General features: G+C 62.6%; 30 protein-coding genes. 19 read left to right on the forward strand and 11 right to left on the reverse strand.

Going from position 1 to position 19892, the window contains the following annotated elements; translation table 11 throughout:
* Nucleotides 1-198: 198 nt before the first annotated feature.
* Both AC0L2B_RS07090 and AC0L2B_RS07095 read right to left on the reverse strand, forming a co-directional pair.
* Nucleotides 199-2076, reverse strand: coding sequence for an ABC-F family ATP-binding cassette domain-containing protein (locus tag AC0L2B_RS07090; RefSeq protein WP_287241116.1), 1878 nt, complete (start codon nucleotides 2074-2076; stop codon nucleotides 199-201).
* 413 nt (nucleotides 2077-2489) lie between these two features.
* Nucleotides 2490-2675 carry a hypothetical protein gene (locus AC0L2B_RS07095; protein WP_473611438.1) on the reverse strand — a complete coding sequence of 62 codons (186 nt, stop codon included), beginning with the start codon at nucleotides 2673-2675 and terminating at the stop codon, nucleotides 2490-2492.
* Nucleotides 2676-2825: 150 nt separating this feature from the next.
* Between AC0L2B_RS07095 and AC0L2B_RS07100 the strand changes: the two genes are divergently transcribed.
* From AC0L2B_RS07100 to AC0L2B_RS07110, 3 genes are all read left to right on the forward strand, one after another.
* On the forward strand, nucleotides 2826-2996 hold the full coding sequence (locus tag AC0L2B_RS07100) for a hypothetical protein (protein WP_077375704.1): 171 nt from the start codon (nucleotides 2826-2828) through the stop codon (nucleotides 2994-2996).
* Nucleotides 2997-3090: 94 nt separating this feature from the next.
* On the forward strand, nucleotides 3091-5172 hold the full coding sequence (locus AC0L2B_RS07105) for an ATP-dependent helicase (protein WP_473744727.1): 2082 nt from the start codon (nucleotides 3091-3093) through the stop codon (nucleotides 5170-5172).
* A gap of 159 nt (nucleotides 5173-5331) precedes the next feature.
* Nucleotides 5332-5634, forward strand: coding sequence for a DUF982 domain-containing protein (locus AC0L2B_RS07110; protein ID WP_287216670.1), 303 nt, complete (start codon nucleotides 5332-5334; stop codon nucleotides 5632-5634).
* A gap of 91 nt (nucleotides 5635-5725) precedes the next feature.
* On the opposite strand, the gene AC0L2B_RS07115 is transcribed toward AC0L2B_RS07110, so the two are convergent.
* Complete coding sequence (locus tag AC0L2B_RS07115; RefSeq protein WP_287216671.1) at nucleotides 5726-6238, reverse strand: DinB family protein; 513 nt, start codon at nucleotides 6236-6238, stop codon at nucleotides 5726-5728.
* A gap of 88 nt (nucleotides 6239-6326) precedes the next feature.
* Here AC0L2B_RS07115 and AC0L2B_RS07120 point away from each other — a divergent pair, with 88 nt between their 5' ends.
* From AC0L2B_RS07120 to ndk, 4 genes are all read left to right on the forward strand, one after another.
* Nucleotides 6327-7022, forward strand: coding sequence for a glutathione S-transferase family protein (locus tag AC0L2B_RS07120; protein ID WP_473744728.1), 696 nt, complete (start codon nucleotides 6327-6329; stop codon nucleotides 7020-7022).
* 166 nt (nucleotides 7023-7188) lie between these two features.
* Entirely contained in the window at nucleotides 7189-7824 is a 636-nt protein-coding gene (bluB, locus tag AC0L2B_RS07125) for a 5,6-dimethylbenzimidazole synthase (protein ID WP_473744729.1), read from the forward strand.
* A gap of 133 nt (nucleotides 7825-7957) precedes the next feature.
* Nucleotides 7958-8254, forward strand: coding sequence for a DUF1905 domain-containing protein (locus AC0L2B_RS07130; RefSeq protein ID WP_287306144.1), 297 nt, complete (start codon nucleotides 7958-7960; stop codon nucleotides 8252-8254).
* A 211-nt stretch (nucleotides 8255-8465) separates the two neighbouring features.
* A complete protein-coding gene (gene ndk / locus AC0L2B_RS07135) occupies nucleotides 8466-8888 on the forward strand; it encodes a nucleoside-diphosphate kinase (RefSeq protein ID WP_287064464.1) in 423 nt (140 codons plus the stop codon).
* A gap of 132 nt (nucleotides 8889-9020) precedes the next feature.
* On the opposite strand, the gene AC0L2B_RS07140 is transcribed toward ndk, so the two are convergent.
* Nucleotides 9021-9722 (reverse strand): YbaY family lipoprotein, encoded by a 702-nt coding sequence (locus tag AC0L2B_RS07140; RefSeq protein WP_473744730.1) that lies wholly within the window; start codon nucleotides 9720-9722, stop codon nucleotides 9021-9023.
* A gap of 348 nt (nucleotides 9723-10070) precedes the next feature.
* On the opposite strand from AC0L2B_RS07140, the gene AC0L2B_RS07145 reads away from it, so the two are divergent.
* From AC0L2B_RS07145 to AC0L2B_RS07160, 4 genes are read left to right on the forward strand one after another with little or no spacing between them, the layout of a single operon-like run.
* Nucleotides 10071-10394, forward strand: coding sequence for a BufA1 family periplasmic bufferin-type metallophore (locus tag AC0L2B_RS07145; RefSeq protein ID WP_473744731.1), 324 nt, complete (start codon nucleotides 10071-10073; stop codon nucleotides 10392-10394).
* 27 nt (nucleotides 10395-10421) lie between these two features.
* Nucleotides 10422-11351: an MNIO family bufferin maturase gene (gene bufB, locus AC0L2B_RS07150; RefSeq protein WP_473744732.1), complete on the forward strand. Its 930-nt coding sequence runs from the start codon at nucleotides 10422-10424 to the stop codon at nucleotides 11349-11351.
* A complete protein-coding gene (locus AC0L2B_RS07155) occupies nucleotides 11338-12138 on the forward strand; it encodes an HvfC/BufC N-terminal domain-containing protein (RefSeq protein WP_473744733.1) in 801 nt (266 codons plus the stop codon). The genes bufB and AC0L2B_RS07155 overlap by 14 nt, the downstream gene beginning before the upstream one ends.
* A gap of 2 nt (nucleotides 12139-12140) precedes the next feature.
* Nucleotides 12141-12665, forward strand: a complete 525-nt coding sequence (locus AC0L2B_RS07160; RefSeq protein WP_473744734.1) for a DoxX family protein — start codon at nucleotides 12141-12143, stop codon at nucleotides 12663-12665.
* A gap of 34 nt (nucleotides 12666-12699) precedes the next feature.
* Here the strand turns inward: AC0L2B_RS07160 and AC0L2B_RS07165 are convergent, their stop codons facing one another.
* From AC0L2B_RS07165 to pgsA, 3 genes are read right to left on the reverse strand one after another with little or no spacing between them, the layout of a single operon-like run.
* Complete coding sequence (locus AC0L2B_RS07165) at nucleotides 12700-13188, reverse strand: molybdenum cofactor biosynthesis protein MoaE (RefSeq protein ID WP_473744814.1); 489 nt, start codon at nucleotides 13186-13188, stop codon at nucleotides 12700-12702.
* Between the two features lies 1 nt (nucleotide 13189).
* Nucleotides 13190-13447: a molybdopterin converting factor subunit 1 gene (gene moaD, locus AC0L2B_RS07170; RefSeq protein ID WP_023800670.1), complete on the reverse strand. Its 258-nt coding sequence runs from the start codon at nucleotides 13445-13447 to the stop codon at nucleotides 13190-13192.
* Between the two features lies 1 nt (nucleotide 13448).
* On the reverse strand, nucleotides 13449-14045 hold the full coding sequence (pgsA, locus tag AC0L2B_RS07175; RefSeq protein WP_027152639.1) for a CDP-diacylglycerol--glycerol-3-phosphate 3-phosphatidyltransferase: 597 nt from the start codon (nucleotides 14043-14045) through the stop codon (nucleotides 13449-13451).
* Between the two features lie 445 nt (nucleotides 14046-14490).
* On the opposite strand from pgsA, the gene AC0L2B_RS07180 reads away from it, so the two are divergent.
* Together AC0L2B_RS07180 and AC0L2B_RS07185 are read left to right on the forward strand one after the other, a co-directional pair.
* A complete protein-coding gene (locus AC0L2B_RS07180) occupies nucleotides 14491-14637 on the forward strand; it encodes a hypothetical protein (protein WP_473744735.1) in 147 nt (48 codons plus the stop codon).
* Between the two features lie 63 nt (nucleotides 14638-14700).
* Nucleotides 14701-14850, forward strand: coding sequence for a hypothetical protein (locus tag AC0L2B_RS07185; protein WP_473744736.1), 150 nt, complete (start codon nucleotides 14701-14703; stop codon nucleotides 14848-14850).
* Between the two features lie 234 nt (nucleotides 14851-15084).
* On the opposite strand, the gene AC0L2B_RS07190 is transcribed toward AC0L2B_RS07185, so the two are convergent.
* The 4 genes from AC0L2B_RS07190 to AC0L2B_RS07205 are packed head-to-tail and all read right to left on the reverse strand — an operon-like array spanning nucleotide 15085 to nucleotide 17796.
* Nucleotides 15085-15402 carry a hypothetical protein gene (locus AC0L2B_RS07190; protein WP_473744737.1) on the reverse strand — a complete coding sequence of 106 codons (318 nt, stop codon included), beginning with the start codon at nucleotides 15400-15402 and terminating at the stop codon, nucleotides 15085-15087.
* A 4-nt stretch (nucleotides 15403-15406) separates the two neighbouring features.
* Entirely contained in the window at nucleotides 15407-15790 is a 384-nt protein-coding gene (locus AC0L2B_RS07195; RefSeq protein WP_473744738.1) for a hypothetical protein, read from the reverse strand.
* A gap of 16 nt (nucleotides 15791-15806) precedes the next feature.
* Nucleotides 15807-17123, reverse strand: coding sequence for a PBSX family phage terminase large subunit (locus AC0L2B_RS07200; protein WP_473744739.1), 1317 nt, complete (start codon nucleotides 17121-17123; stop codon nucleotides 15807-15809).
* 49 nt (nucleotides 17124-17172) lie between these two features.
* Complete coding sequence (locus tag AC0L2B_RS07205; protein WP_473744740.1) at nucleotides 17173-17796, reverse strand: hypothetical protein; 624 nt, start codon at nucleotides 17794-17796, stop codon at nucleotides 17173-17175.
* Between the two features lie 392 nt (nucleotides 17797-18188).
* Here AC0L2B_RS07205 and AC0L2B_RS07210 point away from each other — a divergent pair, with 392 nt between their 5' ends.
* The 6 genes from AC0L2B_RS07210 (at nucleotide 18189) to AC0L2B_RS07235 (ending at nucleotide 19876) form a co-directional block, all read left to right on the forward strand.
* The gene (locus AC0L2B_RS07210; RefSeq protein ID WP_473744741.1) at nucleotides 18189-18389 is read left to right on the forward strand and encodes a hypothetical protein; all 201 of its coding nucleotides are present in this window, start codon (nucleotides 18189-18191) and stop codon (nucleotides 18387-18389) included.
* 97 nt (nucleotides 18390-18486) lie between these two features.
* The gene (locus AC0L2B_RS07215) at nucleotides 18487-18687 is read left to right on the forward strand and encodes a hypothetical protein (protein WP_473744742.1); all 201 of its coding nucleotides are present in this window, start codon (nucleotides 18487-18489) and stop codon (nucleotides 18685-18687) included.
* Between the two features lies 1 nt (nucleotide 18688).
* On the forward strand, nucleotides 18689-19162 hold the full coding sequence (locus AC0L2B_RS07220) for an HK97 family phage prohead protease (RefSeq protein WP_473744743.1): 474 nt from the start codon (nucleotides 18689-18691) through the stop codon (nucleotides 19160-19162).
* The gene (locus tag AC0L2B_RS07225) at nucleotides 19162-19350 is read left to right on the forward strand and encodes a hypothetical protein (protein ID WP_473744744.1); all 189 of its coding nucleotides are present in this window, start codon (nucleotides 19162-19164) and stop codon (nucleotides 19348-19350) included. The genes AC0L2B_RS07220 and AC0L2B_RS07225 overlap by 1 nt, the downstream gene beginning before the upstream one ends.
* Nucleotides 19347-19526: a hypothetical protein gene (locus AC0L2B_RS07230; protein ID WP_473744745.1), complete on the forward strand. Its 180-nt coding sequence runs from the start codon at nucleotides 19347-19349 to the stop codon at nucleotides 19524-19526. The genes AC0L2B_RS07225 and AC0L2B_RS07230 overlap by 4 nt, the downstream gene beginning before the upstream one ends.
* Nucleotides 19523-19876 carry a hypothetical protein gene (locus tag AC0L2B_RS07235; RefSeq protein WP_473744746.1) on the forward strand — a complete coding sequence of 118 codons (354 nt, stop codon included), beginning with the start codon at nucleotides 19523-19525 and terminating at the stop codon, nucleotides 19874-19876. The genes AC0L2B_RS07230 and AC0L2B_RS07235 overlap by 4 nt, the downstream gene beginning before the upstream one ends.
* The last annotated feature ends 16 nt before the right edge of the window (nucleotides 19877-19892 follow it).

The raw sequence follows: 19892 nt of genomic DNA on the forward strand, positions 1-19892 counted from the left end.
TGTTCGCGATGTCCTCGCACACCTGTTCGCGATGTCTCCGGTCCAAACACCCTTGTGGGAGAAGGTGGATCGGCGCGCAGCGCCGAGACGGATGAGGGGTGTTGGACGGAATACGGCGATGCCAAGCTGGAGCACCCCTCATCCGACCGCTTCGCGGCCACCTTCTCCCACAAGGGGAGAAGGCAGAGGGGCGTCGCGCTACTCCGCCGTGCCTTCCTCGTACTCTGCCGACATCGACAGCCATTTTTCCTCATGGCCGGCCAGTGTCTGGGCCAGTTGCGAGCGTTCCTTGGCCAGCCGTGTCGCCGTCGACGGGTCCTTTTCGTAGACCGCCGGATTGGCGAGTTCGTCCTCGATCAAGTCGATGCGCTTCCGAATGCGGTCCATCAGCGCTTCGGTGGCGCGGATCTCCTTGGCCAGCGGCTCGAAGGCGGCGCGGCGCGCTGCCGCGTCACGGCGGCGGTCGGCCTTCGAGGCCTTTTCGGCCTCGCGCTTGCCGCGGCGGTCGCCGGCCACGCCGGTGACCAGCGTCTTGTAATCATCGAGGTCCCCGTCAAAAGGATTGACCGTCCCGTCCTTGACCAGCCACAGCCGGTCGGCCGTTGCCTCGAGCAGATGGCGGTCGTGTGAGATCAGGATGACGGCGCCGGGAAACTCGTTCAGCGCATGGATCAACGATTCACGGCTGTCGATATCGAGATGGTTGGTCGGTTCGTCGAGGATGAACAGGTTTGGCCCCTCGAACGCCGACAGGCCCATCAACAGCCGCGCCTTCTCGCCACCCGACAGGTCCTTGGCGGCGGTGTTCATCTTTTCGGTGGTCAGTCCGAACTGGGCGACACGGCCGCGCACCTTCGATTCCGGTGCTTCCGGCATCAGCCGGCGGACATGCTCATAGGCGTTTTCACTCGGTCGGAGATCGTCGAGCTGATGCTGGGCAAAGATCGCCACCTTCAGGCCGGGCGCCACCGTCATGGTGCCGGTCTCCTGCTTCAGACGGCCGGACAGCAATTTGGCGAAGGTCGACTTGCCATTGCCGTTGGCGCCGAGCAGCGCGATACGGTCGTCGGCATCGATGCGCAGCGTCATCTTCTTCAGGATCGGCTCACCCTCGACATAGCCGACATTGACGTTGTTGAGCGCAATGATCGGCGAGGCCACCGTCTTCACCGGCTCGGGAAAGGAGAACGGCCGCACGTTGTCGTTCACAATCGCGGCGATCGGCTTCATCTTCTCCAGCGCCTTGATGCGCGACTGCGCCTGTCTCGCCTTGGAAGCCTTGGCGCGGAAGCGCTCGACGAAGGACTCCATATGCTTGCGTGCGGCTTCCTGCTTGACCCTGCCCTTCTCCTGCAATTCGCGCTGCTCGGTGAATTGGCGCTCGAACTGGTCGTAGCCGCCGCGCCAGAAGGTCAGCTTCTTCTGGTCGAGATGGACGATCGAGTTGACGGCGCGGTTGAGCAGGTCGCGGTCGTGCGAGATCAGCAGCACCGTGTGCGGATATTTCGACACGTAGTTTTCCAGCCACAGCGTGCCTTCGAGGTCGAGATAGTTGGTCGGCTCGTCGAGCAGCAGCAGATCGGGCTCGGCAAACAGCACCGCGGCGAGTGCGACGCGCATGCGCCAGCCGCCGGAGAACGACGAGGCCGGCCGCCGCTGGGCATCGTCGTCGAAGCCGAGGCCGGCGAGGATGGTGGCGGCACGCGACTCGGCCGAATGGGCGTCGATGTCGGCGAGCCGCATGTGGATGTCGGCGATGCGGTGCGGATCGGTCGCCGTCGATTCCTCATCGAGCAATGCGGAGCGTTCGAGGTCGGCCTTGAGCACGATCTCGATCAGCGGCTCCTCGGTGCCGGGAGCCTCCTGCGCCACCTGGCCGATGCGCGTGTTCTTCGGCAGGCTGATCGAGCCGGTCTCGGAGGCGAGGTCGCCGGTGATCGCCTTGAACAAAGTGGTCTTGCCGGTGCCGTTGCGGCCGACAAGCCCTGCCTTGCTGCCGGCCGGCAAGGTCAGCGAGGCATGGTCAAGAAGCAGGCGTCCGGCCATGCGGAGCGAAAGGTCGTTGATGATCAGCATGGCCGCGCTTTTGCACGGGACGTCAGCGCTTCGCAAGACCTCGAGCGCCGGTTGGCCGCATAACGCATGAAAATGGCCGCCAGCGGCGGGTTGCCTGGTGCCGCGGGCGGACAAAGAAGACGGGAGAAAGAAGACGTTTGATCCGATCGCCGGCCTCGCCGATCAAACGACTCCGGGCTGGGCCGGGAACCGGCTGCGATGGCGTGGCGCCTGGCGAGCATCGGCTCCTCGCAGCCGAAAACTGCGCATTTGTCAGTCAATTGCCGGTGCAAGGCGGTCGTCTTCGGCTATCGCGTCATGACGCGAGGGCAAGACTCAGCTATGTCTAGGTGTGCGGCGGACCTGATACCCGCCTGGCCGGCGTCATCGCTCCCCTCCCAAGCGGCGCCGGCCATCTTTCCTACAGGCTTCCATCACTGCGCCGGCGGCGCGGCGGGTTGATCATCGCCTGGTGTCGCGTTGGGCGCAGGGTCGACCTGCGGGTTTTGATCGGCGCCTGGAGCCTTTGTCGGTGGAATGTTGTTGTCGCAGGCCGCGACAGCCAGCGCTGCGGCCAAAACGAGCCAGGTCGGGGCCAGCAAGATTGAGAGTTTGTTCATCGCAACCTCCTGTCACCGGGCAAACGAGACGGTGCCGATTTGGTTGCACGCTCGGGCAGAACTTGGGCCCGTTTTGGAGCCCGGGATCAAAACGAGAGAGGGGGAACAAAACGCCGGCTCCTCGGTTGGTCCACACCAATGGAGAAAATCATGATCCGTCTGCTCATAGCCGGGGCTGCCGTCTATGTGGCCTACCGCATCGTCAGGGAAATCGTCGACGAGGTGCCCGACGACTTCGATCCGCTGTTGCTGCCGCCTCCCGATGACGACAAGTCGCTGCCGCGGCAGTCAGCGGCGATGGGCGTGGAGCCGCAGCGCTAGTTTCGGTTCGTCGGTCGGGCGCCAGCAGGATCGAACGCATCGGTCGCACGTACGAAAGCGTTGCGAACAAAGCAGAAACGATGCTTGATGGGCAATGAACCTCGCTGCCCGTGATTCGACCTTCCGGCCTGCCTATCTCGCAAAGCTGAATGCCGAGCAGTGCGTTGCCGTCGAGCATGGCGACGGCAAGGTCGCCGGGCCGCTGCTGGTGATCGCCGGGGCCGGCTCCGGCAAGACCAGCACGCTGGCGCATCGCGTCGCGCATCTGATCGTCAGGGGCGCCGACCCGAGGCGCATCCTTTTGATGACGTTTTCGCGTCGCGCCGCATCGGAATTGGCCAAGCGCGTCGAGCGCATCGCCGGCGAGGTGCTCGGCCGCGATGCATCCGTCATCACCGATGCACTCACCTGGGCCGGCACGTTTCACGGCATCGGCGCCAGGCTGCTGCGCGACTACGCGCTGGAGATCGGCCTCGATCCGGCCTTCACCATCCACGACCGCGAGGATTCGGCCGACCTGATGAACCTCGCCAGGCACGAACTCGGCTTCTCGAAAACCGAAGGCCGTTTTCCGACCAAGGGCACCTGCCTGGCGATCTATTCGCGTGCCGTCAACGCGCAGGCGCCGCTCGGCGAAGTATTGGGTTCGGTGTTCCCCTGGTGCGCGGGGTGGGCAGAACAGCTCAAGGCGCTGTTCGCCCGATATGTCGAGGCCAAGCAGGCGCAGAACGTGCTCGATTACGACGACCTGCTGCTCTACTGGGCGCAGATGGCCGGCGAGCCGGAGATATCGGCGCATCTGGGTGGGCGTTTCGACCATGTGCTGGTCGATGAATACCAGGACACCAACCGGCTGCAGGCCTCGATCCTCGCGGCGCTCAAGCCGGACGGATCCGGGCTGACGGTGGTCGGCGACGATGCGCAGTCGATCTATTCGTTTCGCGCCGCGGAAGTGCGCAACATCCTCGACTTTCCAAAACAGTTCGCCCGGCCGGCCGAGATCGTCATGCTGGAGCGCAACTACCGCTCGACCGAGACCATCCTGACCGCCGCCAATGCGGTGATCGGCGAGGCCTCGGAGCGCTTTACCAAGAACCTGTGGTCGGAGCGCAAATCGACGGAAAAGCCGATGCTGGTCAGCGTCCGCGACGAGGCCGAGCAGGCGAGTTACGTCTGTCAGGCGATCCTGACCGAGCGCGAGGCCGGCACGGCGCTGAAGGCGCAGGCCGTGCTGTTTCGCGCTTCGCACCACAGCGGGCCGCTGGAGATCGAGCTGACGCGCCGCAACATCCCGTTCGTCAAGTTCGGCGGGCTGAAGTTCCTCGACGCCGCCCATGTCAAGGACGTGCTGGCGGTGCTGCGCTTCGCCGAGAACCCGCGCGACCGCGTCGCCGGCTTTCGCGTGCTGCAGCTTTTGCCCGGCATCGGCCCTTCGGCGGCTTCGCAGATCGTCGACACCATGGCGACGTCGCTCGACGAAGCGATGGGGCTGGCGCGCTACCGCCCGCCGCAACGCGCCGCCGACGACTGGCCGGGTTTCGTCGCGCTGTTCTCGCAGCTTCGCGCCGGGTCGGGAAAATGGCCTGTTGACCTCGAACAGGTCAGGCTCTGGTATGAGCCGCATCTCGACCGCATCCACGAGGACGCGACGACACGCCGGGCCGATATTCTGCAGCTCGAACAGATCGCCTCGGGCTATGCCTCGCGCGAGCGTTTCCTCACCGAACTGACCCTCGATCCGCCGGATGCAACCAGCGACGAGGCTGGGCCGCCGCATCGCGACGAGGACTATCTGATCCTGTCGACCATCCACTCGGCCAAGGGCCAGGAATGGAAGAACGTCTTCGTGCTCAACACCGTCGACGGCTGCATCCCGATCGATCTCGCCGTCGGCTCGAAGGAGGATATCGACGAGGAGCGCCGCCTGCTCTACGTGGCGATGACGCGGGCCAAGGACGGCCTGCACCTGGTCATGCCGCAGCGCTTTTTCGTCCACGGCCAGGCGGCGCGCGGCGATCGCCATGTTTACGCCTCGCGCACCCGCTTCATCCCGGCCTCGATCCTCGGCGCCTTCGAACAGACATCGTGGGCGAGCGTCCAGGCCAAGGATGATCCGCGCCGCCAGCCGCAAGTGCGCGTCGACCTTGGCGCCCGCATGCGCGACATGTGGAAATAGGCCGCTCTTCGGCACGACGCTCATGCCACGGAGCCTGGTGGCGAAAAATCAAATTTCGGCAACATGGAACCTGATGCCGCAATCCGCGTTTCTGGGCGTCCTACCCCCGGTCGGAGAGCGGCGTCCGCCCGTCACCTCCGCCCAATTCGAGAGGCCAGAATGCACGATAAGACATTTTTCACCCCGGTCGCCGTAACCGTCGGCGCCGGCCATAAGCGCATGATCGCTTCGCTGTTCGACATGCATGAGTTCCTGACCGAGTTCCCGCCATCGCGGCGACGCCTGAGCTATGGCGCGGCGGTGAAGGCCTGCGAGGCGGCACGCGCCGGCGAGATCTCGCCCGAAGCGGCGTGCGATGCCCTGATCAGCTTCGCGGCGGCGGCCGGCATTCTCTGGCCTTCGGCGCAGCCGGCAGTCTCGGTCAAGCCGATCGCCCGCGGCCAGGGCGGATACGCCGCCTGACTGGCCAGGCCTGTTTTGATACTATAGCCCGTCGAAGTTGCTGTTCCCCTTCGACGGGTTTTCCTGTCAATTCGATCCGGATGATCCCAAATCATGCGTAGGCGCGGCCCTCTTCGCTGCGCTGGAACAGCGTCAGGTCGAGCGGCACCGAAGGCCGGCCGAGAATGGTCAGGATCGCGTGCGCCTGGCCGCGGTGATGGGTCTGGTGATTGAAGAAATGATCAAGCGCCGGCGCCAATCGCTGCGAGACGGTGCGCATGTCGGAGACGGTCATGTAGGAGAAGCGGCCGGACAAAGCCTTGTCGCTTGACGCCCCCACCCAGTCGATGATCCTTCTGTCTTCGGCCTCGCGCGCCAGCCGCAAGCCCGGCAGGGCGCGGTGCAGGATCGTGTCGAGCCTGGCCGGCGCGTCGCCCTCGCCGGTAAAGCGCCTCATCCAGATGCGATCGGCAGTCAGGACATGGTTGAGCGTGCCCATCATCGAGCCGAAGAAGACCCCGACGTTGCGGTGAAAATCTTCCTCGTCGAGATCGGCGGCGGCATCGTAGATGCGGCTATTGGCCCATTGATTGTAGGCAGCAAACATCATGAAGTGCTGTTTCATCGTTTTCTCCGGCCCGCGAGACCCCGTATCGGGTGCTTACCGCAAGGCCCGAACGTCGCTCTAGTAGACCGCAGGGAAGCTGCCGCCAATGACCATTCTGCTCTATGATCTCGTCGGACGCGATGGCGCCCGTCCGTTCAGCCCGCATTGCTGGAAGGCGACGATGGCGATTGCCCACAAGGGCCTCGATATCTCAACCGTGCCGACACGCTTTCTCGAAGTGCCCACCGTTGAAGGCGGCGTTTCAAAACTCGTTCCGGTGATCCGCGACGGCGAGAAGGTGGTCGCCGATTCTTTCGCCATCGCGCTCTATCTCGACGAGGCCTATCCAGAGCGACCGACATTGTTTTGCGGCGACGGCGGCAAGGCGATGGCGCGCTTCATCGAACACTGGTCGCAACTGACCATCCACCCCTATGTCACCACTGCGGCAATCATGGACCTGCACGCCATGCAGGACGAGGCCAACGCCGCCTATTTTCGCCAAAACCGCGAGCAGCGCTTCGGCCAGAGACTGGAAGAGGTGGTGGCGGCGCGGGACGCCGGCCTTGGTGCCTTCCGTACCTCGCTGGAACCATTGCGCTCGATGCTTGCCTATCAGCCGTTCATCGGCGGCCAATCACCGCTGTTTGCCGACTACATCGTCTTCGGCGCGCTGCAATGGGCGCGCATCGCCTCACCCTACCGGTTGCTCGACGACAGCGATGTGGTGGCGCAGTGGTTCGAGCGCTGCCTCGACCTGCATGATGGGCTCGGCCGCAAGGTGGCGGCGGCTGCTGCATAGGGGAGTAGGGGAGTAGGGGAGTAAGGGAGTAGGTTAGTAGGGAGTAACGAGGTTAGCGTCGGCGCGCATACCTACTGCCCTACTCCCCTAGTGCCATATTTCTAACTCCCTTACTCCCCTACTCCCCTACTCCCCTACTCCCCTACTCCCCTAGCAAAGAGACACCATGACCTCAGACCCGGAATTCCCGGACGATTTTCGTGCCGATCTGGCCAATCTCTTCCTGTGGCGCCGGGATGTCAGGCGATTCAGGCCGACGCCGCTCCCCGAAGGCGCGCTGGAGCGGCTGCTTGACGTCGCCAGCATTGCGCCCTCGGTCGGGCTGAGCCAGCCTTGGCGTTTCGTCGTGGTCGAGAGTGCGGCGTGCCGCGGCGCCGTCAGGGCATGCTTCGAGCGCTGCAATGCGGAGGCGCTCGCATCGTTCGGCGGCGAACGCGCCGCGCTCTATGCGCGCCTGAAGCTTGCCGGACTGAACGAGGCGCCTTGTCAATTCGCTGTTTTTGCCGACCGCGGGACGCAACAGGGACATGGGCTCGGCCGCCTGACCATGCCCGCGACCATCGAATATTCGGCGGTGATGGCGATCCATACTTTTTGGCTGGCGGCGCGCGCCGAAGGAATAGGCATGGGCTGGGTCTCGATCCTCGACCCGGCCGAAATGGCGACGATCCTGGACGCGCCGCCGGAGTGGACGCTGATCGGTTACTTCTGCGTCGGCTACCCCTGCGAGAACCACAGCGTGCCGGATCTGGAGCGAGAAGGCTGGGAAGTCCGGCGCGCTTCGATGGTGATAAGGCGGTAGTGCAACGGCAACGCTGCCATCCTCATTTGCAGGGAAGAATGGATATCAGGATGATTTCGTCGATCGCCGGCGTTGCCAACAAGGCACCATGGCAAAGCCAGCCGTGACGGCCTTGATCTAAGGAAGGGCAAAAATGTTTCGCTACGACGTGCAGGCCGAGATCTGGGTCTATCCAGGCAAGGGCGGCTGGCATTTCGTGACGCTGCCGCCGGAGCTTGGGGCACGGATCAAGTCGGCAATGGCGGGGATGGCACGGCCCTGGGGCTCGCTTGGCGTGGAAGCCGTCATCGGCCAGACCAGATGGCGAACATCGCTGTTTCCCGACAAGAAATCCGGCAGCCTGCTGTTGCCGATCAAGACGGCGGTGCGGGTCCGCGAAGGCCTTCGGGCTGGCGACACGGCCAAGCTGACGATCGAGATGAAGTTATGACAACATTGGTTTTGGCTGACGGCGACACGCTTGCGGCGGTTAAAGCGCGTCGGCGACGCGCTTAAGTTCTTGTTTTTATGGATGTCGTTATCGCAAGATCGCTGCGCACTTTGGCGCGAGATGCATTAGCGCCAGCCCCTTGGCAAGCCGGCGGGCGGCTTGTATAGAGCCCGCCACCGTGAATTCCACTCTCCATCACAAGGACGACCCCATGGCGCTCGAACGCACCTTTTCCATGATCAAGCCGGACGCAACCCGGCGCAATCTCACCGGCGCCATTACCCAGATACTCGAAGAAGCCGGCCTGCGCGTCGTCGCCTCGCGCCGGGTGTGGATGAGCCGCCGCGAGGCGGAAGGTTTTTACGCCGTGCACAAGGATCGTCCGTTCTTCGGCGAACTGGTCGAGTCGATGTCGTCGGGTCCAACGGTCGTGCAGGTGCTGGAAGGCGAGAACGCCATTGCCAAAAATCGCGACGTGATGGGCGCCACCAACCCGGCCAACGCCGCCGAAGGCACCATCCGCAAGCTGCACGCGCTGTCGATCGGCGAGAATTCCGTGCACGGCTCCGACGCGCCGGAGACCGCCGCGCAGGAGATCAAATACTGGTTCTCGGACACCGAGATCGTCGGCTGAGCCGATAAGTCACCACGTCAAATGCAAAAGGCCGGCGCAATGCCGGCCTTTTTCGTTGCGGCGATCCGGCACCGGACGCCAGGCGCCGACACCCGCCAACTGCGCATGATGCTCAAAAACCGAAACCGGTTATCAGCTCGCGGCGTTGAAGCGCAGGATGACGCGGTCGTCTTTGTCGACGATGATGAGCTTGCCGGCGTCGACGTGATACGATGCCGCCTTGGCCAGCGCCTCGAACAGCGCCTTTTCCTCGGCCATAGTCTCGGGCGCGCAGGCCTTGAAGGTCGAACCGATGTCACTGATGGCAATCGTCGAACCATCGACTTTGGCGGTGGCGAAGTAGACGTTGCAAGGCCCGCTGCCGCCGGCCTTGCCGGCCTCGTCGATCCTGAACGTCGCCTGCGGCTCGGCGATCACACCGATGCCGTCGATATACTCGATCAGCCAGATCTGCCCGACCACCGGGGCCGACGCCGGCTGCTCGCTCGACGTCACCATCTTCAGCATGATGGTCTGCGGCGCGTCGCTCAGTGGATCGACCTGGTGGCGCATATCGGAGATGAACAACAGCCTGTCGTCGACGGTGATGCGCGCCTGCAGCGCATAGGTCATATGGGGCCGGATCACCTGGGGATCAAAGCTGATCTCGAACTTGATCGGCACCTGGCCGGCCGGCGCCACCTTGCGCTCGCCGATGAGAGCGGCCGTCGCTTCGGCCAGCGAGACATCGGCAAGCTGCACGGAAAGCACGGCGTTGGGCGGCAGAGCGATGCGCTCGCGATACATCACCTCGCCCTTCAGGGTCTTCTCGGCGGCGACGGACAACTCAGGCACCACCAGTATACCAACGACCAGCGGACGACACCGAAGATGAAGAACTCGGCGATCCTGCCCAGCATGATCCTGCTCCCCATAATGCGCCAAACTGGTCGGAAGGTCTCGCAGGATTGCGGTGGTTCCGTGGCGCCCACACGGGCTGTTCACAGGGCGGTGCCTTCCGGCGGCTCGTTGCCCTGTGGTCGGCCTCCTTGGCGTGACAGGCGAAATAATTGCTCACGCCAAGTCCCCTGGCGATCACGAAGTCGTGTTCCCAAAAGATGTAACGCAGGGAACCTCCGGACCGAACTGACCAATGCGCGCTTGAGGAATGGCGCGCGCAACAATCCAATCGGAGGTGAAATCATGTCAACAAGATCAACCGTGAGCGCGGCCTTCCTGGCCGGCGCCGTTGCCACGGCTCTTGCTTCTTTTGCGATGGCCGCGCCGCTGTCCGAGGCAGAGGCCAAGGCGGCGATGGATGCCGGCAAGGAGAAGTGCTTTGGCGTCGCCCTGAAGGGGCAGAACGACTGCGCAGCAGGACCGGGCACCACCTGCCAAGGCACCTCGACTGTCGATTACCAGGGCAACGCCTGGAAGTTCGTCGACGGCGGCACCTGCACGACGATGGACTTGCCCGGCGACCGCAAGGGCTCGCCCACGGAACTGACCCGCGACATCCCGTCGTAAAGCAATGCAACTGCCCGGAAAGCGGAGATGAAGATGAACGGACTGGCCCCGGCATCCCGCATATCGAAAACCTCGCGCTTTCCGGCGCTTCCGGTCGCCGGCCTTGCCGGCACCAGTTTCAAGCATGAGCATCTACACGCGATCCTCGGCGACGGCCCAAAGGACGGCTTCTTCGAGGTCCACGCCGAAAACTACATGGGCGCCGGCGGTCCGCCGCACGATGCGCTGACCCAGATCCGCCGCGACTATCCCGTTTCGCTGCACGGGGTGTGCATGTCGATCGGCGGACCGCGGCCGCTCGACAAAGTGCATCTCGGCCGTTTCAAGGCGCTCGTCGACCGCTATGAGCCGGCGCTCGTTTCCGAGCATCTCGCCTGGTCGACCCACGACACCACCTATTACAACGACCTGCTTCCCCTGCCCTATACGCCGGCAACGGTTTCGCGCGTCGCGGATCACATCGATGAAATGCAAGCGACGATCGGCCGCCCGATCCTGCTCGAAAACCCCTCGACCTACGTCCTTTTCGCGGAATCGACGATGAGCGAGACGGATTTCATCGGCGCGCTGGTGCAGCGCACCGGTTGCGGCCTGCTGCTCGACGTCAACAATGTCTTCGTTTCGGCCACCAATCACGGCTATTCAGCCCTTTCCTACCTCGCGGATTTCCCGCTCGATCATGTCGGCGAAATCCATCTGGCCGGGCACGCCGAGCAGGAGGATGACGAGGGCGACCTGCTGCTCATCGACAGCCATGACGGGCCGGTCGCCGACGCGGTCTGGAAGCTCTTCGATATCGTCATCGACCGATGCGGACCGCTGCCGACGCTGATCGAGTGGGACAGCGCCATTCCCGACTGGCCGGTGCTCAAGGCGGAGGCCGCCGCCGCCCAAGCGATTCTCGACCATCACGCCGACAGCCACCAAGTGTTCGGAAAAGCCCATGCCGCAGGATGAACTCCAGTCGGGCGATCTTGGCCACCGGTTCGACTATGCCGCGGCATTCACCGCCGGTTTGCTCGATCCTGACCGTGTCCCGCCTGACGCTGTCTCGGGGCCGAACGGCAAGGCAGCGGTCAAACGATACGCCATCTACCGCAACAACGTCACGGTCAGCCTGATCGATGCGCTGGCCGCCAGCTTTCCAGCGACGCTGCGCATCACCGGCCCGGACTTCTTTCGGGCGATGGCGCGCTTCCATATCCGCGAAACGCCACCCACTTCGCCGCTTCTGTTCGAATACGGCCACGACTTTCCCGACTTCATCGAGCGCTACGACTATGCGCGGCCGATGCCATGGCTGGCTGACGTGGCGCGCCTGGAGCGGGCCTGGCTCGACGCCTATCATGCCGCCGACGCGGAACCGCTGGCTTGCGTAGCACTGGGCTCGATCCCGCCTGAACGGCTGGCCGATAGCGTGTTCGTGCCACACCCGGCAACGCGTGCGATGCGCTCGCGCTATCCGGTCGTGACGATCTTTGCGGCAAACCGGAGCGACCGCCCTGTCGGGCGGATCGAGGCGGACGGCCCTGAAGATGCGCTGGTCACGCGGCCCGGGCTCGAAGTCTTTGTTCGCCACCTGCCGCCCGGCGGCGCAGCTTTTCTGGATCGTCTGATGGCGGGCGAGCCGCTCGGCGCGGCGGCCGCGGCAGCATTTGCGGAAACTGCCGAATTCGACCTTGCCGCCAACATTGCCGGCCTGCTGCAAGCAGGCGCCTTCACAGCGGCAGACCAGGGAGGGTGAGCATGACGAACCATGGATGGAACGCCAGCGCCGAGCCGCGAGGGGCTGCCACTCTCGTCGAGAGGGTGAATGCCGCGCTGCGCACGAGTGCCACACCGTCGCTGACGCAACTCGTCCTGCGCTGCGCGCTCGCCGTCCCGTTCTGGCGGTCCGGCATTAACAAATGGGACGGTTTTTTGCAGTTGAACGAGGTCGCCGTGCTGCTTTTCAGCTCGGAGCTCAAGCTGCATCTGCCCGGCGGCCCTTACGATTTTCCAGCACCTGGGCTGGTGGCATTCGTCTCAGGGTCGGCGGAAATCCTGCTGCCAATTCTTCTCGTTCTCGGCCTGGCGACACGACTGGCGGCATTCGGCCTGCTCGTGATGACGCTGGTCATACAACTCACCGTGCCGGACGGCTGGCCGCTGCACATCACCTGGGCGGCGATGGCGCTCGGCATCATGGCGTGGGGACCCGGCCGGATTGCGCTCGATCACTGGATCGGCACTGACAAGGCTGATGGGAGGCCGAGGGGTGATCGGGGTTGATGTGAACCTCGCCCTCCAGCGGTGACGCGAAGCATCAATTTCGTTTCGGCATGGCCTGCTTCCAGCGGCTGGCGGCCTCGTCGTCGGCCTCCTTGGCATCGACCCAGCCGCCTGCCGAGCCGTCGGTGTGATGTTCCTTCTTCCAGAACGGCGCGCGCGATTTGAGATAATCCATCAGGAAGTTCGCCGCCTCGAACGCCGCCTGCCGATGCGCGGAGGCAGCGACCACCAGCACGATGTTCTCACCGGGCGCGATCCTGCCGTGGCGATGGATGGCGGTGAGCCCCTGCAGCGGCCAGCGGTGGACCGCCTCGGTGGCGATGCGGCCGATCTCGGCCTCGGCCATGCCGGGATAATGTTCGAGCTCGAGTGTCGCGAGCCTGCCTGCCTCGTCGCGGCAGAGACCCGAGAAAGTAACCACGGCGCCGATGTCGGCGCGGCCTTGCGTCATCTTGGCGATCTCGGCGGCGACATCGAAATCCTCCGCCTGGATGCGCACCGTCGGCACCACCGCGCCGGGCATTTCAGCCACCCGTCATCGGCGGGAACAGCGCGATCTCGCGCGCGCCTGATATCTTCTCGCGGTGCTCGACATGTTCCTGGTTGATGGCGACGCGGATCACGTCAGGATATTGCAGCGCGTGCTCGTACTCCTCGCCGCGCGATTTCAGCCAGCGCAGCAGGTCGGCCACCGTCTCGATGCCGGCGGGCAATTCGACGTCCTCTTGCGGCTTGCCGATCCGCTCGCGCACCCAGGCGAAATAGATGAGCCTCGTCGACATGCTACTCATCCATGATGTGCTTGAGGCCGGCGCGGAAATAGTCGTAGCCGGTGTAAAGCGTCACCAGCGCGGCGATCCACAACAGCACCAGCCCGACCTGCGTGGTCAGCGGGAAGATCTTGTCGCCGGCAGGTCCGGCGAGCAGGAAGGCGATGGCGATCATCTGGATGGTGGTCTTCCACTTCGCCAGTTGCGTCACCGGTACCGAGACCTTCAGCGCCGCCAGATATTCGCGCAGGCCCGAGACCAGGATCTCGCGGCACAGGATGATGATTGCCGCCCACAGCGACCAGCCGGCGATGCCGGCATGCCTATCGGTATCGGCCGCCAGCAGCAGCAGGCATGTGGCGACCAGCAACTTGTCGGCGATCGGATCGAGCATCTTGCCGATATTCGAAGTCTGCTGCCAGGCGCGCGCCAGATAGCCGTCGAAATAATCGGTGATCGAGGCGAGCAGGAAAATGACCAGCGCCGACCAGCGGGCGAAGTCGCTCGACTTCAGATGGCCTTCGAGAAAAAAACACAGCACAACCAGCGGCACCGCTAGGATGCGGACGTATGTGAGCATGTTGGGCAGGTTGAATGCGCGCTGGGCCATTTCTTTGGAACTCTTTCTACCTGCCTACTCAAATCAGAAGCGAATGTGGGGGGTCAACAGATGATAGTCGATGGACCAGCCGAAAATAGCCGAATCATCAGCTCTCGTGAACATGATAACCCGTAACGAATTACGCAACTAAAGCAATGGGATACCAGGATGCGATTAAATCTTTAACCCAGCGTCCAACCCGCAATCTTCGGATTAATGCATCCTAGCACGCCGGAATATTAGTAGGCATAAATCTACCAAATCAGCGTCGCAAATTGTGCAATAAAATCAATTGGTTGCGCGCCACGTGCGCCCGAATGTCGCACCCTTTGGGCAGATTTGCCACCGCCGCTCAGGGATGGGATTCTCGGACATCAGACGGGAGCGAAGCAACCGATCTGCTGCGAGCGGGATGACCCGGTCGCGATCTTTGAACCTAGCTAGGAACGTGTGAATGACCAAGATCAACGTATCTGAATACGTCGGTACCATCGAGATCGAGACGCCGAAAGCGACCCCTAAGGAGCGCGCCGAGTTCGAGCGCAGCCAGCGGATGACCCGCAGGTTGAACAAGCTCGATACCATGGCGGATCTCGCGTAAGCGATACCAACGCCGGGGTGCAGCGATGCATCCCGGTTCTCTCACCATATGAAGGATCATACCATGACTTTCAATCTCGAAGCATTGCGCGCCACGCTGCGCGAGCATGATAAGGATCGCCAGGAGCGGATCAAGCGTCACGAAGCCGGTGACAAGGACGCTTGGGATGACACCCGTCCGTCACCGCTTGCAAACTGGCGTCGCAAGTCATGATACCAACCCCCGCATCAACAGTGCGGGGGTTTCGTCGTTTCAGAACATGGGTGCAGGGCGGGACTGTGGCGCATACCCGGCGGAGATCAACTTCGCCATGTGTCGGCGATCAGCGGCCGCCAGCTTGCACGCTCGGCAGCAATACCATCGGACCCGGGTTCGGTTGAATGATCCGGCGCATTGCTTGCACTGGAGATTGTAACCGCCGCCGCTCTTGGGTCGGAACGTCATCGATCACCAGCGCCGATGATCGGCTTCGGCGGCTGGTTGTCCGGGTGCGGTCATCGCTTCGTACCGCCGTTGACCCTCGCTCTCGCCGTAAAGCAGTTCGAGACAGTACTGAAGCTTCGGCATGTTGTGCTTGCGTCGCGGGATCTTCAAACCTGCCGATGCCGCCTGGGCGTCCTCACGATCGCCACGCGCGCAGCGCATGATGTAAAGGCGTGCCAGGTTGCATTGGACGCGCAACGTCTCTGCATCGTACCAAGGTCGCCAGCTCGAATCTTTGCGAAGCGAGGCGATCCAATTGCCGAGACGATCCCATGCGGACATTGCGTCAATCTTTCCAATTGTTGAGTGACAGGATGAATTTAGGTTTCGGACGTTGATCCGGGTCGATGAACGGCTCTGGCGCGATCGGCGCGAGTTTGATCCGTTCGGCGCGAAACGCTTCAATGAGCGCCAAGGCTTCGGCGTCGGTGCCGGCCGGTCGCAGATCGCCCCCTGTGGCAACCGTGCTCGTCTCAACCGCCTCGTCTGTGTCAATCGTCATTCGCTCAATGACGGGCGGCGCCGGTGCTCCAATAAACCGAAGCTCCTCGGAATCGCCATCAATGAATTGACCAGTGTCGCAGATGATAATCGTCACCTCCAACCCGTCCGAGCTGTCGCCGCTGACACGTGCGGGAACGTCAAGTTCTTCGCCATCGGTATCGACCATTCGCAGCCAAGCCATATCACCAACCCCTGATCCGCAACGGCATATCGTCATTGTCTCCTGAGACGCGATCACGACCGCATACCGCGTAGCGCACCGAATCCCAGAAGTGGTCATGTCCCTTGCGCGGGATCATGAGGCGGTTGCCCTGTCGGTCGACTTTCCATTTGTAGTGTTTGGTCTCTTCAATGCCTTCGGTGCAGTCGGGATGAATATACTTGTTCGGGAAACCGTTGACCTCGCGGATGCCTTCGACCACCGAACCGGGACCCTTCTTGGTCACGATAATGATCCAGCCAAGTGCCCGCAAAGCGTCGGTCGTTCGCTGTTCCGAGTTGTCGCAGATCACAGGGATCGACTGGTCGCCGCCTGAGACGTGCATAAGCAGGTCGTGGATGCCTTCAACGTCCTCGCCGTAACCGACCGCTTCCCTCTCAGGGTAGATCAGACCGAACCGCTCATTGACCCAGGTCTTGCTGGCGACCGTCGGATCGTCCACGTAGCCAAGGTCAAGTCCAATATGCGCCGTCGCACCGTCAAGATACCGTTCGGGAACGATACCGACCTTGAACTCGGTGTAGATGCGCTCGCCCTTGTGGATGTCGTATCCACCGCCGTAGACGTGAGCGTGCATCACCGGATCTTCGGCGAGCAGGCGCCAATACTCATCGGCGGCAGGCGACGCATAGAACAGCGGGTTGTCATCGTGCGACGTGTCGAGCAGCAGCGTGTTCTTCGGCGGGTTCAAACCGCGATAAAGCTTCTCAACCGCGTCCTCGGGATCGAGCGGGTTCCACGAGCAGATTAGTTCGGACCCGCGTTCGCGAATGACGCGCACCAGGTTCATCAAATCGCGATATGCGACGTTGCGCGCTTCATCGAGCCAGAAGATATCAACACCGTCGAGACCGCGCGTGTTCTCGTCACTGTCATGTTCAAGACCGCGAAAGAAGGCACTAGAGCCGTTGCCCTTGTGCCGTATCTCGTCGCGCAGAAACTCGAAGCGATGCGCTATGCCGAGCATTCGCGCGGCGCGTTGCAGCGCTTTGTAGCTGGTGTGTTTGATTGACACCTGCCGCTTACGAAGGCCGGCAACGACCGTGTACGCCGCGTCCATTCGAAGCATGATGTAGAGGGCGATTGAGGTCGTCTTGGCAGTGACGCGACCACCCCAGACAGCTTTATGCGTGAAGCCGGGGCGGAACAGCTGCAAGTATTTCTTCGACAGGACGAGTTTCCCGTTCCATGAACCGCCGGTTCCGACCGTCTCGCGAAGCGTGCGCAACGTGCGATTCGTCGCCGCATCATTGGTGAGAGTGTTCCAGCCGGCAATCACGCGGCAATCTCCCCTGTGGCAACTGAATGCATGTCACGTGCCACAGGGGTTAGACCACCTTGCCAGACGGCGGGCGACCAATCGGGTTGCTGACTTTGTCCGCCGACTTCTTTGCGCCTGCTTGTTCGAGCTTCAACCCGTTGACCTTGGCGCCGAGCAAGCCGAGCAGGGTCTTAACAAAATTCTCGTCGCACTCGCCGGCAGCGTAGGCTTTCAAGACGGTATCGATCGCCTCGGTCGGTGCAAGTTCGGTCAACCCCGTGGCGTCGCCGATCGAGTTCGGAACCGCTGCGGGACCGACGGCGCGCTTGATGATCTCATTGGCGACATCGAGCTTGTCGGCGATCTTCGGGCTGTTGGTGAGAACTTCCTCTAGGACTTCGAACGCTTGGCGCAGGCATGACGCCGCGCGCGAGCGGACGTACTTCTTTGCTTCGGCGACGGTCAAACCATCGTTCTTCGCGCCGGCACTCTTGATGAAATACTCGTGGCGCTTGGCGAGGTGGTCGGCGATCTGTTTCGCTTCGTACTCGCGCTGCGCTTTGCGGGCGCGCCATTCCTCATCCTCGGACAGGTTGCGGATGATGATCTGCCATTTGAATTCCGCCTGCTCGTCAGTGAGGGACGCAAGAGGTTTGGTACGGGTTGCGTCCAAAGTCAGGATGAAGGGCATGGCGTAAATCCTTTGCTCAATATGCCGGCGAGGCGAACCAATCGGTCCGTGAGCACGGGTAATCATCGTCGCCCCGCCGACACGTCGCATCAATCGCATGTAAAACGCGGTGCGTCAACAGTATTCGCGATTGGTTGTAGTGACGTTGTTTGCGCGCTGTGCGATCGTCATCAATAACGCGCTGTCTGACTAACAGCAACGTTACGAACTCGCCAAGGACAGGACGGCGACCACCATGAATTCAACCGCCCGTAGTGTGGCACATCTATTCACAGTTCCCCCACTGGTTGGGGGTGCGGTCGCTCACAATATGGGTTTTGCAAACGATGCTCTTGTCCAGCATCGATACCCGGCGCCGAGCGACCGCCTTGATCACATGAAAGGACAAGTTCATGACCGCCAAACTCCTCGCCTTCAAACCCAAGCAGACGCGCGCCCCGATCGTGGTGCAGCGCTCGATCTTCGAACCCGTGCCGATCCCTCCCGAGATCATGGAAAGCATGGGGATCAGCGCAGGTCTCGTGCTGCACGGCGGGCGATTGCCGATCGATCCAACGCAGATGCGCGGTCTTCGCGCGCTGTTGAAGGCATAACCAACTCGCGCTCGCCGGTCGCTCGGCTGAGCGCAGTCAAGGGGAGCGGCGATCACTGGATGCGAGCCGCTCCCCACGAATTCGAAAGGACGATCCCATGAGCATCTCCCCTTACACCCACGATCGCGATCCCTCGCAAGTCGCCGCGGATGCGCTCGAAGCAAGCACCGACCAGATTCAGAAGTCGGCGAAGTTCAAGGCCGATCTCGCCCGTGCGCAGGCAGCGTCACCGACCGGCGATAGCACCTTCGATGAAGCGCGTGCCAAGGCGTATTCGAAAGCAGCGTGGAATCGCTGATATGGCGCACCTGCTCAAAGGATATTGCAGCCTGCCGGTCAGGGACAACGCGTCCCATCTGATCGAGCTTGGTTCGCTATCCTGGCAGGGCATCCCGCCGCTGTTGCTCGAACATGACCCCAAGGTGAAAGCAGGTCGCATCCTGTCGCTCGCATGGGATGCCACAGGGTTGGCGATCATCTGTGAAGCGGACGACAAGCACGCGAACCAGCCGGCGTTCAGCATTCAATTTTCGGTGCAGGATCACGAGATCAAGGGTCTCGGTCGCGATGCTGTTGCGCATGTGCGCAAGGGGCGCCTTTTCGAAGTCAGCCTTGTCTCGCTGCCGTGCTGCCCCGGCGCGCTGGTCAAGTCGGCCGAGCGCATCGCACCAGCTGCCGCACCCGACCTGTCGCTCGCCGAGTTCACCAAGCGTCGTGAAGAGCGCGCCGTTCAATTCAAGCATTGGATCTCGGTCATGAAGGGAGAGGCGTGATGGCGGACCGTTCCTGCGATTGCCCGTCAACGACCCACGACAGGGTGACGGGTGCACAGTTGAACCTGTCGGCACCGATCTGGCCGCCCGCTGATCCGCGTCTCGTGGCAATGCCGACCATCAAGCCCGGCTGGCGTTATGTCGGAACCTCTTACGTGGGCCGCTCGTCGGCGCTGGTGAATTCATGACCCTGAACCCCCACACCCAGATCGCCGTTGCCGCATTGGACGCACGTCAACGCGCCGAGATGGCGAACCGCCTTTTGGTGTCGGTGCATGACATCAACCTTGTCGCTCAGGGGCGGTTCCCGTCAAGCGTCGCCACGCTGCGCGGGATCGAAGCCATCTTGGATGAACGCAAATGAAACTGACCCACGCAGACCCTGCTCACGCCAACGTGCGCTCGGCGGACGAAGGCGTCGGCGTGTCGCTCGATCCATGGCGTGCCGGATCGTCGCAATTTCAACCAACGCTCGACGGTTACGGCGGCAACTATGACGGGCTGGATTCGGCTCAAGTGCAAGCCGTGCTCGACGCCAGCATGCCAACGATCCCACGCGTCGAGATCGAGGGCGCCACATACGCCGACGGGTCGCCGGTTTATCTCGATGAAGTGCGCCCGACGCTCGCGGTCATGCCCCCCTGTGGCAAACGAAACCGACCCGACCAAGATGCTCAAACCAACTGCACCGAAATAAGGAAACGTGCGAAATGATGTCTCATGAATTGCG

The sequence above is a fragment of the Mesorhizobium sp. WSM4815 genome (assembly GCF_055811575.1).

What these genes read in the sequence shown, in the direction of transcription:
- AC0L2B_RS07210 (WP_473744741.1), top strand. Translation starts at nt 18,189, where the DNA reads ATGACCGCCAAACTCCTCGCCTTCAAACCCAAGCAGACGCGCGCCCCG.
- AC0L2B_RS07230 (WP_473744745.1), top strand. Translation starts at nt 19,347, where the DNA reads ATGACCCTGAACCCCCACACCCAGATCGCCGTTGCCGCATTGGACGCA.
- AC0L2B_RS07195 (WP_473744738.1), bottom strand. Translation starts at nt 15,790, where the DNA reads ATGGTCGATACCGATGGCGAAGAACTTGACGTTCCCGCACGTGTCAGC.
- moaD (WP_023800670.1), bottom strand. Translation starts at nt 13,447, where the DNA reads ATGTCGACGAGGCTCATCTATTTCGCCTGGGTGCGCGAGCGGATCGGC.
- AC0L2B_RS07090 (WP_287241116.1), bottom strand. Translation starts at nt 2,076, where the DNA reads ATGCTGATCATCAACGACCTTTCGCTCCGCATGGCCGGACGCCTGCTT.
- AC0L2B_RS07145 (WP_473744731.1), top strand. Translation starts at nt 10,071, where the DNA reads ATGTCAACAAGATCAACCGTGAGCGCGGCCTTCCTGGCCGGCGCCGTT.
- AC0L2B_RS07215 (WP_473744742.1), top strand. Translation starts at nt 18,487, where the DNA reads ATGAGCATCTCCCCTTACACCCACGATCGCGATCCCTCGCAAGTCGCC.
- AC0L2B_RS07120 (WP_473744728.1), top strand. Translation starts at nt 6,327, where the DNA reads ATGACCATTCTGCTCTATGATCTCGTCGGACGCGATGGCGCCCGTCCG.
- AC0L2B_RS07165 (WP_473744814.1), bottom strand. Translation starts at nt 13,188, where the DNA reads ATGCCCGGCGCGGTGGTGCCGACGGTGCGCATCCAGGCGGAGGATTTC.
- AC0L2B_RS07225 (WP_473744744.1), top strand. Translation starts at nt 19,162, where the DNA reads ATGGCGGACCGTTCCTGCGATTGCCCGTCAACGACCCACGACAGGGTG.
- AC0L2B_RS07190 (WP_473744737.1), bottom strand. Translation starts at nt 15,402, where the DNA reads ATGTCCGCATGGGATCGTCTCGGCAATTGGATCGCCTCGCTTCGCAAA.
- AC0L2B_RS07180 (WP_473744735.1), top strand. Translation starts at nt 14,491, where the DNA reads ATGACCAAGATCAACGTATCTGAATACGTCGGTACCATCGAGATCGAG.
- bluB (WP_473744729.1), top strand. Translation starts at nt 7,189, where the DNA reads ATGACCTCAGACCCGGAATTCCCGGACGATTTTCGTGCCGATCTGGCC.
- AC0L2B_RS07115 (WP_287216671.1), bottom strand. Translation starts at nt 6,238, where the DNA reads ATGAAACAGCACTTCATGATGTTTGCTGCCTACAATCAATGGGCCAAT.
- AC0L2B_RS07205 (WP_473744740.1), bottom strand. Translation starts at nt 17,796, where the DNA reads ATGCCCTTCATCCTGACTTTGGACGCAACCCGTACCAAACCTCTTGCG.
- ndk (WP_287064464.1), top strand. Translation starts at nt 8,466, where the DNA reads ATGGCGCTCGAACGCACCTTTTCCATGATCAAGCCGGACGCAACCCGG.
- AC0L2B_RS07220 (WP_473744743.1), top strand. Translation starts at nt 18,689, where the DNA reads ATGGCGCACCTGCTCAAAGGATATTGCAGCCTGCCGGTCAGGGACAAC.
- AC0L2B_RS07095 (WP_473611438.1), bottom strand. Translation starts at nt 2,675, where the DNA reads ATGAACAAACTCTCAATCTTGCTGGCCCCGACCTGGCTCGTTTTGGCC.
- pgsA (WP_027152639.1), bottom strand. Translation starts at nt 14,045, where the DNA reads ATGGCCCAGCGCGCATTCAACCTGCCCAACATGCTCACATACGTCCGC.
- AC0L2B_RS07235 (WP_473744746.1), top strand. Translation starts at nt 19,523, where the DNA reads ATGAAACTGACCCACGCAGACCCTGCTCACGCCAACGTGCGCTCGGCG.
- AC0L2B_RS07185 (WP_473744736.1), top strand. Translation starts at nt 14,701, where the DNA reads ATGACTTTCAATCTCGAAGCATTGCGCGCCACGCTGCGCGAGCATGAT.
- AC0L2B_RS07130 (WP_287306144.1), top strand. Translation starts at nt 7,958, where the DNA reads ATGTTTCGCTACGACGTGCAGGCCGAGATCTGGGTCTATCCAGGCAAG.
- AC0L2B_RS07110 (WP_287216670.1), top strand. Translation starts at nt 5,332, where the DNA reads ATGCACGATAAGACATTTTTCACCCCGGTCGCCGTAACCGTCGGCGCC.
- AC0L2B_RS07105 (WP_473744727.1), top strand. Translation starts at nt 3,091, where the DNA reads ATGAACCTCGCTGCCCGTGATTCGACCTTCCGGCCTGCCTATCTCGCA.
- AC0L2B_RS07155 (WP_473744733.1), top strand. Translation starts at nt 11,338, where the DNA reads ATGCCGCAGGATGAACTCCAGTCGGGCGATCTTGGCCACCGGTTCGAC.
- bufB (WP_473744732.1), top strand. Translation starts at nt 10,422, where the DNA reads ATGAAGATGAACGGACTGGCCCCGGCATCCCGCATATCGAAAACCTCG.
- AC0L2B_RS07100 (WP_077375704.1), top strand. Translation starts at nt 2,826, where the DNA reads ATGATCCGTCTGCTCATAGCCGGGGCTGCCGTCTATGTGGCCTACCGC.
- AC0L2B_RS07160 (WP_473744734.1), top strand. Translation starts at nt 12,141, where the DNA reads ATGACGAACCATGGATGGAACGCCAGCGCCGAGCCGCGAGGGGCTGCC.